The 13,711-nt window shown below is 45.5% G+C and carries 15 protein-coding genes; all 15 read right to left on the reverse strand.

Annotated elements, in window-relative coordinates; all coding sequences use genetic code 11:
* Window positions 1–694, reverse strand: a 694-nt coding sequence (locus V7028_RS00900; protein WP_334118226.1) for a hypothetical protein, incomplete at its 3' end; no start/stop codon positions are given.
* A gap of 14 nt (window positions 695–708) precedes the next feature.
* Entirely contained in the window at window positions 709–1,878 is a 1,170-nt protein-coding gene (locus V7028_RS00905) for a hypothetical protein (protein ID WP_334118227.1), read from the reverse strand.
* Window positions 1,875–2,672, reverse strand: coding sequence for a glycosyltransferase family 2 protein (locus tag V7028_RS00910; protein WP_334118228.1), 798 nt, complete (start codon window positions 2,670–2,672; stop codon window positions 1,875–1,877). Before V7028_RS00910 ends, V7028_RS00905 begins: the two co-directional genes overlap by 4 nt.
* A gap of 2 nt (window positions 2,673–2,674) precedes the next feature.
* Window positions 2,675–3,412 (reverse strand): glycosyltransferase family 2 protein, encoded by a 738-nt coding sequence (locus V7028_RS00915; RefSeq protein WP_334118229.1) that lies wholly within the window; start codon window positions 3,410–3,412, stop codon window positions 2,675–2,677.
* Entirely contained in the window at window positions 3,405–3,740 is a 336-nt protein-coding gene (locus V7028_RS00920; RefSeq protein WP_334118230.1) for a hypothetical protein, read from the reverse strand. The genes V7028_RS00915 and V7028_RS00920 overlap by 8 nt, the downstream gene beginning before the upstream one ends.
* The gene (locus V7028_RS00925; protein WP_334118231.1) at window positions 3,727–5,040 is read right to left on the reverse strand and encodes a lipopolysaccharide biosynthesis protein; all 1,314 of its coding nucleotides are present in this window, start codon (window positions 5,038–5,040) and stop codon (window positions 3,727–3,729) included. Before V7028_RS00925 ends, V7028_RS00920 begins: the two co-directional genes overlap by 14 nt.
* Window positions 5,037–5,525 carry a hypothetical protein gene (locus tag V7028_RS00930; RefSeq protein WP_334118232.1) on the reverse strand — a complete coding sequence of 163 codons (489 nt, stop codon included), beginning with the start codon at window positions 5,523–5,525 and terminating at the stop codon, window positions 5,037–5,039. Before V7028_RS00930 ends, V7028_RS00925 begins: the two co-directional genes overlap by 4 nt.
* 317 nt (window positions 5,526–5,842) lie before the next feature.
* Entirely contained in the window at window positions 5,843–6,940 is a 1,098-nt protein-coding gene (locus tag V7028_RS00935) for a DegT/DnrJ/EryC1/StrS family aminotransferase (protein ID WP_334118233.1), read from the reverse strand.
* On the reverse strand, window positions 6,937–7,497 hold the full coding sequence (locus V7028_RS00940) for an acyltransferase (protein WP_334118234.1): 561 nt from the start codon (window positions 7,495–7,497) through the stop codon (window positions 6,937–6,939). The genes V7028_RS00935 and V7028_RS00940 overlap by 4 nt, the downstream gene beginning before the upstream one ends.
* Window positions 7,494–7,904: a hypothetical protein gene (locus V7028_RS00945; RefSeq protein ID WP_334118235.1), complete on the reverse strand. Its 411-nt coding sequence runs from the start codon at window positions 7,902–7,904 to the stop codon at window positions 7,494–7,496. Before V7028_RS00945 ends, V7028_RS00940 begins: the two co-directional genes overlap by 4 nt.
* Window positions 7,897–8,820 carry an NAD-dependent epimerase/dehydratase family protein gene (locus V7028_RS00950; protein WP_334118236.1) on the reverse strand — a complete coding sequence of 308 codons (924 nt, stop codon included), beginning with the start codon at window positions 8,818–8,820 and terminating at the stop codon, window positions 7,897–7,899. The genes V7028_RS00945 and V7028_RS00950 overlap by 8 nt, the downstream gene beginning before the upstream one ends.
* The gene (gmd, locus tag V7028_RS00955; RefSeq protein ID WP_334118237.1) at window positions 8,817–9,854 is read right to left on the reverse strand and encodes a GDP-mannose 4,6-dehydratase; all 1,038 of its coding nucleotides are present in this window, start codon (window positions 9,852–9,854) and stop codon (window positions 8,817–8,819) included. Before gmd ends, V7028_RS00950 begins: the two co-directional genes overlap by 4 nt.
* 31 nt (window positions 9,855–9,885) lie before the next feature.
* Complete coding sequence (locus tag V7028_RS00960) at window positions 9,886–10,920, reverse strand: NAD-dependent epimerase/dehydratase family protein (RefSeq protein ID WP_442918662.1); 1,035 nt, start codon at window positions 10,918–10,920, stop codon at window positions 9,886–9,888.
* A 6-nt stretch (window positions 10,921–10,926) separates the two neighbouring features.
* Window positions 10,927–12,201, reverse strand: a complete 1,275-nt coding sequence (gene tviB / locus V7028_RS00965) for a Vi polysaccharide biosynthesis UDP-N-acetylglucosamine C-6 dehydrogenase TviB (protein ID WP_334118238.1) — start codon at window positions 12,199–12,201, stop codon at window positions 10,927–10,929.
* Between the two features lie 105 nt (window positions 12,202–12,306).
* The coding region (locus V7028_RS00970; RefSeq protein ID WP_334118239.1) for a mannose-1-phosphate guanylyltransferase/mannose-6-phosphate isomerase at window positions 12,307–13,711 on the reverse strand (1,405 nt) is incomplete at its 5' end.

Consider the following 13,711-nt stretch of genomic DNA (forward strand, 5'->3'; position numbering starts at 1 on the left):
TATATAAAAATTTTCTTATTCCAAATAAAATCCATATTAGTAGTAATCCTGCGCCAAATCCCCACAAGGATTGAGTTGTGAAGATTGATAAAATACCAAGAATTTCAATCCATTGTTTTCTGGTAGTTGAAAACTTACATAGGCTTAACAGGCAGAACATGGTTGTGCAAAAAGCGTTGGGCTCTTGAAATAGTCCGGAGAATCTGACGTATCCTAATTGCTCATTGAGTCCACGTGACTCGATTGAGCCAAATAATTGGGGAAAATCAATATAAATTTGCGTGGTAAAATAGTAGGTGGTTTGAAATATTAATATAAGTGATGATGTTATGATTAAATAGTTTATTTGGCGCTCTATCATTTTTCTTATGCTTGGGATTTCGTGCAGTAAATTGAATAGTGGGTATATTATTGCTGCGCCTGTGATCATGGCAAAAGAAGCTAAAATTGCTCCGTTGAAAATCGTTCCTGCTATTATCCACGGAAAGATTATTATGATTGGAAGTAGTTTTTTGAAGTGTGAGTTAAAATCTGTCTTTGTGTTAATTAGAGATGCTGTGATCGTAATTGAAATCAAAAGTCCTAAGTAATCAAAAACTCTTCCAGTCCCGGGATAATATATATCACTTAATAGAAACATAGAGATCATTGCGATAAATGTCATGGTGCTGTTTATGCTAAATCGTTTTGACATTGTTTTCTCTCGTTTTATATGTTTCTTATGGTGTTTGTCCAATGGTGATAAAGGATCTTTGGGTTGTATTGATTCTTAACTAACTGTGAGGCGACCTTGGCTATATCCTCACCTTTTTTGTGATTGATGTTAGACAGAATTCTTACGATGTCTTCTAAGCTGCCATCGCATGATAGGTAATGCTTTCCTGGAATTAAATTCGTTCCCTTGTAATATTGAGGTTGTGCGATTAGTACGCACCCACAGGCCATAGCTTCAAATGCCCCAATGGCAGGAAATCCTGATAATTCTTCTCCTATTATCGCGTAACAATGGTTGTTATACAATTGAACGATGTCAATTGAAAAATATTGTTTCTGACTTATTTGGAAGTGAGATAAAAGTTGATTGACTTTGCTTCTTCTGTATTCTCTATATGGATTAATGTGGCACTTTATGTAATTATTTAATTTTTCTGATTTTTGATAAATTGATAGGCGTAGGGGGTGATATGTTGTGGTTTTTGTTGTTGTTATAAAATCAATGTATTTTTTTTTCGGTTTTTCTAATAGTAGATTGTGAAAACTACCTGTTGCTACTGCTCGTTTGTCTCTTGTAGTCCACGGTGTTTTATTCCAAAAACGTTCAGATACAGCAAATGGAAGTACCAAAAATGGTTTGTCATACCATGCAAAGAAATGTTTGAAGTAATCGATGTCAGTGATGTCCGAGTCACCCGCTAGATAAGCGTTCGAAAGCCCTTTGATATTATCAGATTTTTCTGCTGTTGCTATGAAATAATGGCTCAGATGAAAAACTACAGTTTGATATTTTTCTAAGGTAGCCTTCCGTAATTCAAAGTTGCCTGTGGCTGCTTTATATGAGAAAGCGATAAGTGTATCTTTTACCGGTACCTCTGGTATCTTTACCCTTTCTATTTCGTCTCCAAAACAATTAATATATTTCCACGCTCTGAATTCAAGTTCAACAAATAAAAACCTAAGCCATCTTGGTATAAAATGGAATACTCGTTCCGAAATTAAACCTGAGGATGTTCCGTCAATCAAAATTCTTATAGTGTTTCCCGAGGAACGGGCTTCATTTATTAGGAATCCATATTTCTTTAAGGCGCGACGATTTAATAGTCGGAATTGTAGTGGTTCTGCCAGAAAATCATCTGTGTGCGGATTGTAATATATTGTCATTTTTTGAATGTTGTAAGTGTGTATATATATCCAATTATGTAATAAATGATTGCCTTCCCAATTAACGATATTATTGTGGGTATGTCAAGTTGTTGTGAAAACTCTTTTACCATGATTGTATGGCCTTTTGCGACGAATTGTATTCGCTGTATATATCCATGTTTAGATGATAATCTGTCTTCTCCGTTTTCAAAATATACTCGACCTGTTACTGGCGACAATATGGCAGGCCCGTGATCTCGTATCAGTCGTGCGCAACCAAGCCCTTCGTATCCTCTTAGCTGTTGTATATAAGGTATCTTTGATTTAACGATTGTTTTATTAATTGCGGTCAAAGCTTCCCCAAAAGATGTGAATTTAAGATAGGTTTTTAGATCTAACAAAAGTCGTTCTCCTTTTCGCGTTCCCACAAAAGAACCTAAGTGGTTTCGACACCTTAGAAATACTATAGGGTAATTAGATGAGTTACGAAGTTCATCAGATATTAGTTGCCCAGACTGTTTTTCGTATTGATCATCCGAGTCTAGAAAGATTACCCATTCTCCAGTTGACTCTTCATAGCCTCTATTTTTAGCGCCACTTACACCGATATTGTTTATCAGGCAAATTAGTTTTATTTGACCTGTTTGTATTTCTGATGAATATTTAGATTTGACGAACTGTGCCGTGTTGTCGGTCGATGCGTCATCGACTATTACTATCTCATGCTCTTGAAGTTCAAGTAACGTGGAGTCGATTGCATATTCTATGCTGTGTCGTCTATTGTAGGTTGTTATTACTGTAGTGAGTTTCACGTTTAGGGTAGCGTTCCAAGTGAGTTAAAATACTTCAGGTCTTCTGGTACCCCCAGACCGTACATTCCAGCGCGATCTGCACCTATGTTCATATAGCCTACTTTCATTCCGCGCTGAATCATGTAGTTGTATACGGGTGCTACATAGAACTCGCCGTTAGTTCTGTCGTTACTTGCAATCATTTCATGTGCCGCAGCAACAAAATTGCGTCCGTGTCGATAGTTGTAAATGCCGACTGTAGCCTCTTCCGACACGACCTTCTTTTCCACCACATGGGTCACATTATTCTTGTCATCCAATCCAATGAACGACCACTTTGGATCATTGGCGGTCATGGTCATGATAAAGCCGTCAAAGTTGTCTTTCTCCATGCGATTTAGGTAAGTGTCCACTGATGTTGCAATATATTGATCGCAATTTGCGATCATCAATGCATCATCATTGTTGATGTCCGCCTCAGCCAATAGCACTGTACAAGCAGCGCCTTCAGTGATGAAATCAATTGGTACGATGAGTGTGTCAGGGCCAGCCTGCAATAGGGTGGATTCCAGTTTATGTTCTGCAAGATGCTCTCGTTGACAAATGAATATGAAACGATGCGGTTGTTTGGGTCGTAGATTCTCTATTACCACTTCAATCATTGGTCGACCAAACACTGGGAGCAAAGGTTTCGGGAGAGCATATCCAGCCGTGCTAAAGCGACTGCCTCGACCTGCCATTGGAACAACGATGTTAATCACGAATGTTATCTCCCAGGTATTTATCGCCAGTTACGGCAGGCGTTTTCACCACAAAAGTTATAGTGTCGACTAGCGCTTCGAAATCAGTTGCTTCGCCAGGTCTAATCTCGATAATGCTGTCTGCCCCATATTCGATACCGTTCATGAGGACCCGACCAGTCGCAATTACCGTGTATTCCGTGGCTACCGAGTGGTAATGTTTCTCTTCGTAGTCACCAGCTTTATATTTTTTTACTGCGCATTCAAAATGTTCCGTTTGCTTTAATGTCGGGCTAAATGGCCCCAGAAACCAACCCTTGATAAATTGATTTAAGTCATGAGCAAGCATGTTTTACTCCCGTTGTAGGTGTTGGTCTTGTGATTAGCCAATACTGAAAAATGAAACCTATGCACAAAACTATACACAGCATGAGGTAGCTGTACATGAATCCAATGAGAAGTTGTTGCCATATTGCGTAGCTAACGCAGAGACCGTACATAATAATGGCGGCAACATACACGTAAAGTACTTGCCGTGCACAGCCCATGGCAGTAAGGGCGTTTTCGAATACGTTTGCATAGAGGTAAAGCAGGCTGGCGAGAATCATGACGCGTGTAAGTGGCACTGCGTTTAGAGCGAAATCACTGCTGACCCAGTGACCAAGAATGGTGGGTGCGAACACTAGTAATGGAAAGTAATAGAGCGCTGCCACCAAGGAAACTGTGGTTAATCCAACGGCTAAAGGGGCAAACGTACTATTTTTCCTGGCGAAACGGTGCAAAACTACAGCAAACATAGCGGTGTTTACTGCGCTGACTAATAGATAGGCCTTGGTATTGATATCGTAAGCTACGGAATAGTAGGCTACCGCCTCAGTATTGAACGTGCCTTTTATTAGTAGTTTGTCACCAATGGTGACCAGCGCTGTTATTGCGACAATGAAAAATGATGGCATGCCAAGTCTTGCCAGCCGCCAATAACGGTTAACTTGTCCGTTTACGCGAAGGCGCAGTTTAATTCCGTGCTGAATTGCGAGATAACGAACATCCAGTGCAGCGCGAACATAAGCCGCCAATAGTAGAAGCGGTCCAATCAGGCTGATATCTTGCGCTATAAGGCCAGATATAGCCAATGCCAATGCCTTTGAAAGCTCAAGCCCAAAACGCGAGAGATTGATTGGTTTCAGTTGGTTTTGAGATTGAAACACGGCTGCAACTACGCCACTTACGCAAAGTGCTGGCAACATAGCTGCTAGGCTTCCGTACATAATTGTTTCGCCGAGGGGGAGTTGTAGCGCAATCAACGCCAAGACACAGCCAAAGGCAACAACACACGTGAGTAAAAGATAAAACGAAAACAGACCGTGAATTGTCTTGGTCGCTAACTTTCTTCCTCTCGCAAACCGACGCCCCAGACTTTGAACTAGCACGTAGCCAAAAGCCACGTCCAGTACCGTTGCTATTGTAAGTAGCGAAAAACCAATTGCCGCCAAACCATACTGTTCTTCGGAGGCGTTGCGGATGAAAAATGGCACCACCAGCACGAAAGCAATAATCGCAAAAGCTCTCGTGCCAAGAAAGTACGCAACGTTACGAATATGTAGCCCATATCTATCAATTAACTGCGTTATGCGAACATACAGGTTCACGGTTTACGCATTCCTAGATGTTGGTAGCAATTACGAACAAATTGAAGTGTGCTTGCCCGATGCCGTTCCGGGATTCTGTGAAGAATCCATGATTTGAAAAGTCGGTAGCTCAAACCAAAGTTTTCGAGGCGATCCATACATCGTCTGTATTGGTAGTCTAGCTGGTAGCCACTGCGTTCCAACGCTTTTGCCGTAGGGCGAATCCAGACACCTCGTTCGACACCATGCAGATATCTGAATACATCATTTAGCACGGTATAGAAACCGTTTAAGGTTCGCGAGCGTTCTGTACCTTGTAGTTCAAAGGCCCAAGCACTTTCACCTGCGCGCAGCACTTTGCGCAGCGCCGTCATCTTCCAGAGTGTGGCAAATAAGGAAACACGGTAAGCAGCGCCCGATGCTAGTGTGCCAATTTCGGAATCGATCACCTGTTCAGGCCGAGGGTTGGCTCGAAGTCGCAAGAAATTAGCGTCAAGTTCTAACATTCGGCTCCAGCTATTGTGGACTTTGTCCGTGTCGACTTGTTTTGCTAGAAATGCGTCATCAATCCAAAACAGCAAGTGACTATGATCTATTTGATCTAACGCGCTTGCTATGGTGCTTGACCAGTCTAGGTCCTCACCTGCGAGTAAGGTGGTTACCCGCTTGTCTGGGTAACTTTTGTAGTTGGAAATCAAGTAAATGGGGTATGGGCAATCAGGCCAGTGTTTGAAAAATTCTCCAAAGAGAGGCACCCATAGATCGGAGTATTTGTCACAAGATGCAATTACGATTGCGAGTGTGGGTGATGGCAACGCGGTGCTCATACCTGATAGAACTCGCGAATGGTGCTACAAATGCGGTCAATATCAAAATCGCTCAGTTGAACTGCTGACGGTAGCCACAAGCCCTGTTGACCGATATTGTTTGATACTTTGTGATCCCCAGGCGCTTGGTAAGCTTGTTGTTTGTTGATCGGCGGGTACATTACACGTGTACCGATATTCGCTGTTTTTAGATGGGCAATTAAAGCGTCACGGTTCTCGGCCAATGAATCTATGAACCAAGGGGAGGTGCACTTAAGGTCATGTTCAAATAAGCGGATTCCTTTAACACCTTCAAGATTCGCTGAATACCGCCGCCATATCTCTTTCTTCCGCTCCACTCGAGAGGGTAGTTTTTTCATCTGTTCGATGCCGATGCAGGCTTGCAGTTCAGTGAATTTAAAGTTGTAACCAATTGAGTCATGAATGTCGTTACCACCGGCAGCTCGGCCAAAGTCTTTTAGGCGGCGAAGTTTGGCTGCCATTGTGTCGTCGTCGGTTATAAGAGCACCACCTTGACCCGTGGAAATTATTTTGGGTGCAGAAAAAGAGAAGCTTCCGATTAATCCTGCTCGTCCAATGTGTCGCCCATCAGGATAAAAAGAGCCTAGTGACTGCGCGGCATCCTCAAGCAGCAATAAGTTTTGTTGTTTTGCAAGTTCCTCAAAAGCTTCAATTCCAGGGCGAGGATAGCGACCATTGGCAGACACCAGCATGATGGCGCGCGTTTTTGGAGTGATGGCTTGCTTAACTTTGTCGATGTCCAGGCACAGTGTTTCCGGTTCTACGTCAACAAATACAGGAACTGCACCAAACATTTTCACCGAGTTTGGAGTTGCAATCATCGTGTAATTGGGAACAATAACCTCGTCGCCAGCTTTTATTCCTGCTGCGAGTGCTGCCAGCGTAAGGCTGATAGTGCCGTTGTTGACGACGATACAATGCTTCGAGCCGGTGTACTCAGCAAGCATTTGTTCGAATTTTTCAGTGCGCTTGAATTCGGTAATGAAACCGTCTTCGTCCATGTACTCACAAACTGCGCGCTTTTCTTCCTCACCGAATAGCGGGCGCATTTGCATGATGAAGGGTTGAGTCATGTTTGTTTCGATCTCCAGATTTGTTCAAGTCTAAGAATTTCTTCGCGGTTACGTGCTTTGAGATATCGGGCCGGAACACCCGCGTGAAGTTCCCAATTGGGTACGTCACTTTTAACGAGAGATTGCGCACCGATTGCGGCACCGTCATGCAGTGTGATGTCAGGTAATACGGTACTGTTGGCACCGATGATGCAATGCCTACCTAACCGAATCGTGCCAATCTGTACTGCTCCCTTGTATTCCAGTGGGACGAGCGGTGAGGCGATGCCGGCGATGTAATCATCGCTGCCTGCCGCCAGTACAACATTTGGTGCTAGCGTTGAGAATTCACCAATAGTCACCGTGGAGTTACGTCCACCTATCAATTTGCATCCCGCTGCGATGTGCACGTTGTTATCAATAGTTAGAGCAGTTGAAATGTATGTGAAGTCATCAATGATGACGTTATCACCAATCTCTACAAGCTCTGGATAACGAATGCGCACGGTTTTTCCAATGATCACATTACTGCCGATTCTGCGTAATTGGCTTGGTTGGAAAAAGAGGTTGTCACTCATAAACGTCTGCGGTCTCGATCTGGACCAACATAAGGCCCATTCTTGATTTCCAGAACCTGAGTGCCTTCTTCAAGAATATCGTAACCGTGCCCGCCGCGCAGCAGGATGATCACGTCGCCGGTATTCACTTCTAATTCAGCCACTTTCTTTTCCTGGGTGTCAAATATGTTGGCTCTAATTTTTCCTTGCCTGACAAAAAGAACCTCTTGAGTCCATAGAACTTCTCGTTTCACCTCATTGTGAATGTGTGCTTTCAGTTCTTTCCCGGCGCCGTAGCCCCAAATGCCAACCTGAATAAAATCGTTGTCGTTCGAGAAGAAATTCAAACCGTCTTTCCATGCTGCTGTTGCTGGAATATGTCGCGCCAAGACCAATTCACCTTCTTTGATTTCAATTGCTTCAGTCATGTTTTACTCCTTGATTGATATACCACTGAACGGCCTCTGCCACCCCTTGTTTGAAGTCGCGTTGGGGTGACCAGTCGAAGTGCTGTGCGCCACGACTGCCGTCAACTGTCTTGTATGGGGCGCCATCGGGTTTGGATGGATCTAATGCCAGTTCGCCTTCATAGCCAACCAGATCTTTAATCAGAATTGCCATCTCCAAAATCGATATACCTTTACCCACGCCGATATTGATCGGATCCACACAAGGAGCTACGCTAAGTGCACGCACCATCGCTTCGGCTCCGTCGTCAACGTGTAGCCATTCGCGCACTGGTGTCCCGCTTCCCCAAACCACTACTTGCGGTTGCCCCGTTTGCTTTGCCCGTACAATTTTCATGATCAGTGCGCCGAGTGCGTGAGAGCGTTCTTCCTCGAAATGGTCTTCTGGGCCATACATGTTCGACAGTATCAAATTGATGACATCCAAACCGTACTGTTTGGCGTAAGCCCAGGAGCCCACCCAAGACGCTTTGCGGGCGAAGCCGTACACCATTACTGATTCATGCAAGGGACCATCCCAAAATTCGTCTTCCTTGAAAAGAGTGGCTTTCCCGGGGTACGCGCAATTTGAAATTGGATTCACAACGCGCTTTACATTGTTTACCTGAGCAGCTTCCAGAAGGTTGAGGGTCATTTGTAAGTTGTTATGAAACAATTCGGCAGGATGTTTATAACCAAACTGAATGCCGCCAACGAACGCTGCGCAGTTCAGTACCTGAGTTGGTCGATTGGTTTCAAAGTAGGCTAGTGTGGCTTGCCGATCTCGAAGGTCTAACTCTGTTCTACCAGAGGTTGCAAGATACTCAAGTTTTAGGTTGTCCAAGCGTTGACATACTCTTTTACCAAGAAACCCGGTGCTGCCAGTTACTAAAATCATGTGTCACTTGCTCCGTAGTTGTCGTGCTGAAGGTCGTAATTAACCATGATGTTGATGAGTTCCCGGATATTGGTTTTCGGCTTCCAGCCGAGATTATCTTGTGCCTTGGTGGGGTCTCCCCATAGAAGCTCTACTTCGGCTGGCCGGAAGTAGCGTGGATCAATCAACACGAGGATTTTTCCGGTAGTGGTATCGATGCCTTTTTCGTTCACTCCTTCGCCTTCCCAGCGTAGTTGAATGCCCACTGCCTCAAACGCCCATTGTACGAATTGACGTACTGTGTAGGTTTCACCTGATGCGATCACGTAATCATCAGGTTTTTCCTGCTGTAGCATCAGCCACATGCATTCCACGTAGTCTTTGGCGTAACCCCAGTCTCGTTTGGCGTCAAGATTGCCCAGCTTGAGCAGATCTTGTCGGCCTTGTGAAATCCGAGCAGCGGCCTTGGTAACTTTCTTTGTTACAAACGTTTCTCCCCGACGGGGGGATTCGTGGTTAAAAAGAATGCCGTTGCAAGCGAACAAACCGTAGGCCTCCCGATAGTTAACGGTGACCCAGTAGGCGTAAAGCTTGGCTGCGCCATATGGAGATTTCGGATAAAACGGTGTTTTTTCCGACTGTGGGGCTGTTTCTGGCAGGCCTCCAAAGAGCTCGGAGGTCGAGGCTTGGTAGAAGCGCGGTTTCTGCCCCAAGTCTTTGATTGCGTCAAGTAGTCGAATGGTACCAACCGCGTCAACTTCAGCGGTATATTCGGGTACTTCGAACGAAACTGCGACATGAGATTGCGCGCCTAGATTGTAAATTTCATCGGGTTCAATGCGAGCTAGAAGGGAATGTAAGTTACTGGAATCTGACAAATCCCCATGATATGTTTTGAAGTTGGGGTGTGACATTAAGTGATCGATTCGCTGCGTCGTGAAAACCGAACTGCGCCGAATTATTGAATGTACTTCATAATCTTTCTCAAGTAATAGCTCAGCAAGGTAGGAGCCGTCTTGGCCGGTAACTCCAGTAATAAACGCTTTTTTTCTCATGTTTAATTTCCAAGTACGGATAAATTTCGAATTATTGTTTTGCCAAGAAAGTGATGTACCAATTCATAGCCTCTTTTAATCCTTCTGATATTCGGTGTGTTGGGCTGTAGCCAAGTAAGCTCATGCCCTTATTAATGTCAGCAAGCGAGTGGCGCACATCCCCTTCTCGGAAGTCGCGGTAGATCGGTTGAGCGTTTTCCAAGTGTGGAAATTGGGGGGCGAGGTTGTCTCGAATATGAGCAAAGAGTTGATTCAAGGTGGTACGGTCGCCAACGGCCACGTTGTAAACTTGATTGCTTGCATTTTCGTTCTCGGATGTCGCAGCCAGCAGGTTGGCCTGTAAACAGTTGTCTATGTAGCAGAAGTCACGACTTGTTTCACCATCGCCATTGATGTTCACAGGTTCGTTTTTGATCATCGACGCAATCCATTTTGGAATTACCGCCGCATAGGCTCCATCCGGATCTTGGCGGCGCCCGAAAATATTGAAATAGCGTAGGCCAATTGCTTTGAAGTTGTAAGTGCTGGCAAATACGCCTGCATACAATTCGTTAACCAATTTCGTCACAGCATAAGGAGAAAGTGGTTTGCCTATTCGGTCCTCAATTTTGGGTAGGTCAGGGTGATCGCCGTACGTCGAACTGCTGGCTGCATAAACAAAGCGGGTGACTTTTGCATCTCGCGCAGCAACAAGCATGTTTAAGAAACCATCAATGTTGTTTTGATTGGTGGTGATGGGGTCTTTGATGCTGCGCGGGACAGAACCAAGGGCTGCTTGGTGCAGGACGTAGTCAACACCAATACATGCTTGGTGGCATATAGTGAAATCTCGAATATCACCTTTTATGAATCGAAAGTTCCCCCATTGTTCTTTGGAAACCGTGTTCTCAACTTCATCTACATTGCGCTGGTGCCCCGTGCTGAAATTGTCAAGACCAACTACGTGCTGGTTTAACTTCAGAAGGGTTTCGAGCAGATTGCTGCCGATAAAGCCAGCCACCCCGGTAATCAACCAGGTTTTTGGATTCGATTTAAGTTGGATCTGAAGGGTTTCGAATGTTGTCATGATTACTTACAGCCTCAAGTCTGATTCTTTGGTTGTCAGTACGTACTTGAGATCGTAAAGAACGGCATTTGGTTTTCCCAGTGCGCGGATGGCAGTGGCACCCATGTCTTTGAACTGATGATGGGCAACCGCTAGGATAATGGCGTCGTAGCTACCTGCCGTTGGTTCAGTGGTTGGTGTTATGCGGTATTCATGCTGTGCTTCTTCAATGGATACCCAAGGATCATAGACGTCTACATCGCAGTTGTAGTCTTTGAGTTCGGTGATGATGTCGACAATTCGGGTATTGCGTAAATCAGGGCAATTTTCTTTGAAGGTGAGGCCCATCACCAAAACTTTTGCCCCTTCAACGTGTATCCGTTTTTTGGTCATCAATTTGACCAATTGTGCGACTACGTAGGTACCCATGCTGTCGTTGAGACGTCGGCCTGCCAGAATAATTTCCGGATGATATCCAAGCGCTTGCGCTTTGTGTGTCAAGTAGTAGGGGTCTACGCCAATACAGTGACCGCCTACCAAACCTGGACGGAAGGGAAGGAAGTTCCACTTGCTGCCAGCAGCCCTTAAAACGGCTTCTGTATCAATATCCATCTTGTTGAAAATAAGAGCCAGTTCGTTTATCAGGGCTATGTTGAGATCGCGCTGGGTATTTTCGATGACCTTGGCTGCTTCAGCTACTTTAATACTCTCGGCTTGGTGGGTGCCTGCTGAAATGATTAAGTTGTAGAGCTGATCGACAAAATTGGCACTTTCAGGAGTCGATCCGGAGGTGACTTTTTTAATGGTGGTTATGCGATGTTCTTTGTCACCCGGATTTATACGTTCAGGACTGTAGCCGCAGAAAAAGCCTTGGTTGAATTTTAGCCCAGAGTGCTTTTCTAACACAGGTACGCAATCCTCCTCAGTGCAGCCCGGGTAGACGGTAGATTCGTAAATTACGATGTCTCCCTTCTTTAGCACTTTACCAACGGTTTCACTAGCTTTGATCAATGGCCCAAGATCAGGACGTTTGTATGCGTCTATAGGTGTTGGAACTGTGATGATGTAGCAGTTACAAACGCGTAGATCTTCTATGTTTGTTGTGTAACTTAAATGTTTTGCAGCGGCAAGTTCATCCTGAGTGGTTTCCATGGTGAAATCATCGCCGCGTTTAAGGTCATTAATTCGGCGTTGGTTGATGTCAAATCCAACCACGGGCAGTCTCCTCCCAAACTCAACGGCCAATGGTAGGCCAACATAGCCGAGGCCTATTATTGCTAACTTGATGGTTTCTAAATTCATGTTCAGAATCTCTTGTGATTGCGTTGCAAAGATTGTTTGGTCGTTGGTTGGCTTTTAATGGTCAACTGTTTTTTCTCCGCGTTCGGCTTTAAGCGACCAAAAAAGTCAATGTGAGTTTCGTCCGTAATTATCTTCAAACCGCACGATGTCATCTTCACCCAGATAACTGCCAGATTGCACTTCAATAATTTCCAGCGGGATGGTTCCGGGGTTTGCCAGCCGGTGGGTTTCACCCAGCGGGATGTAGGTAGACTGGTTTTCGGTTAGCAGAATTGTTTTGTCGCCGTTGGTAATTTCGGCGGTGCCTGTAACTACAATCCAGTGCTCGGCACGGTGGTGGTGTTTTTGTAGGCTAAGGCTGGCTTTGGGATTCACCAAAATACGCTTGACCTTGAAGCGGTTTCCTTCATCAATACTGTCGTACCAGCCCCAGGGGCGGTGCACTTTGCGGTGCAGGGTGGATTCTTCTCGACCCTGGGTGGTCAGTTGGTTGACGATGTGTTTTACATCCTGGCTGCACGATTTGTTTGCAACCAGCACGGCATCGGCTGTTTCGATAACGATCAGGTTTTCTACGCCTACCAGGCTGACCAATCGGCTTGTGGCGTGCACCAAGGTGTTGTGGCTGTTGGTGCTTAATACGTCGCCTTGGTGGGAATTGCCTTGTTCGTCTTTGGGCAAAACGTTCCAAACAGCGTCCCATGTACCCAGGTCGTTCCAGCCTGCATTAAGCTGAACCATTTTGATGGAAAACGCGCTGCCGGGGCAGCGCTCCATTACGGCGTAGTCTACTGATTCTGCGGGAATGGCTTCAAATTCGGTTTTGCCGGGCCTGATGAAATGCGCATCAGTGGTTCGGTGAAGCCAGGCGTTGCGCGTTGCTTCAAGAATGTCGGGCCGGAATTGTTCAAGTGCCTTTAGCCAAACCGAGGCTTTCAGCACAAACATTCCTGCATTCCAGTAGTAGCAGCCTTCTTCCAGGTAGGCCTTGGCAGTTGCTTCGTTTGGTTTTTCAACAAAGCGCTTCACGGTTTGGGCGGCTTTGCCAGAGGTTGCGGGGTTTATCTGAATGTAGCCGTAACCAGTTTCCGGGGACTTGGGTGTTACGCCCAATACAACAATTGCACCGTGCTGTGCTTCTTCAACTGCTGCTTGTGTGGCGGCTGTGAATGCGCTGGTGTTGTTCACTGTTTGGTCTGCGGGCGTAACCACCAGTATTGGGTCGCTACCGTTTTCGATTGCTGAAAGTGCGGCCAGTGTTAACGCCGGGGCTGTATTGCGGCCAAAAGGCTCAAGCAGCGCTGCACTGGGCTGAAGGCCAAGTTCGCGCAGTTGTTCAGATGCCAAGAAACGGTGTTCTTCGCCCGTTACGATAAGTGGCGCTGCAACCTGGATGTTGGTGTTGTTTAGATTGGACAGGCGTTGGGCAGCCTGTTGAAACAGGCTTTCCTTGCCGGTTAGGCACAGGAACTGTTTGGGAAAGCCGGTTCTGGACAATGGCCACAGGCGG

Origin of the sequence: Limnobacter sp. (assembly GCF_036846585.1) — a bacterium.
Lineage (GTDB): Bacteria > Pseudomonadota > Gammaproteobacteria > Burkholderiales > Burkholderiaceae_B > Limnobacter.

Excerpts from the sequence above, each read along its gene's own strand:
- V7028_RS00905 (WP_334118227.1), bottom strand. The coding sequence starts at position 1,878 with ATGACAATATATTACAATCCGCACACAGATGATTTTCTGGCAGAACCA.
- V7028_RS00920 (WP_334118230.1), bottom strand. The coding sequence starts at position 3,740 with ATGCTTGCTCATGACTTAAATCAATTTATCAAGGGTTGGTTTCTGGGG.
- V7028_RS00930 (WP_334118232.1), bottom strand. The coding sequence starts at position 5,525 with ATGTTAGAACTTGACGCTAATTTCTTGCGACTTCGAGCCAACCCTCGG.
- V7028_RS00935 (WP_334118233.1), bottom strand. The coding sequence starts at position 6,940 with ATGACTCAACCCTTCATCATGCAAATGCGCCCGCTATTCGGTGAGGAA.
- V7028_RS00940 (WP_334118234.1), bottom strand. The coding sequence starts at position 7,497 with ATGAGTGACAACCTCTTTTTCCAACCAAGCCAATTACGCAGAATCGGC.
- V7028_RS00945 (WP_334118235.1), bottom strand. The coding sequence starts at position 7,904 with ATGACTGAAGCAATTGAAATCAAAGAAGGTGAATTGGTCTTGGCGCGA.
- V7028_RS00950 (WP_334118236.1), bottom strand. The coding sequence starts at position 8,820 with ATGATTTTAGTAACTGGCAGCACCGGGTTTCTTGGTAAAAGAGTATGT.
- gmd (WP_334118237.1), bottom strand. The coding sequence starts at position 9,854 with ATGAGAAAAAAAGCGTTTATTACTGGAGTTACCGGCCAAGACGGCTCC.
- V7028_RS00960 (WP_442918662.1), bottom strand. The coding sequence starts at position 10,920 with ATGACAACATTCGAAACCCTTCAGATCCAACTTAAATCGAATCCAAAA.
- tviB (WP_334118238.1), bottom strand. The coding sequence starts at position 12,201 with ATGAATTTAGAAACCATCAAGTTAGCAATAATAGGCCTCGGCTATGTT.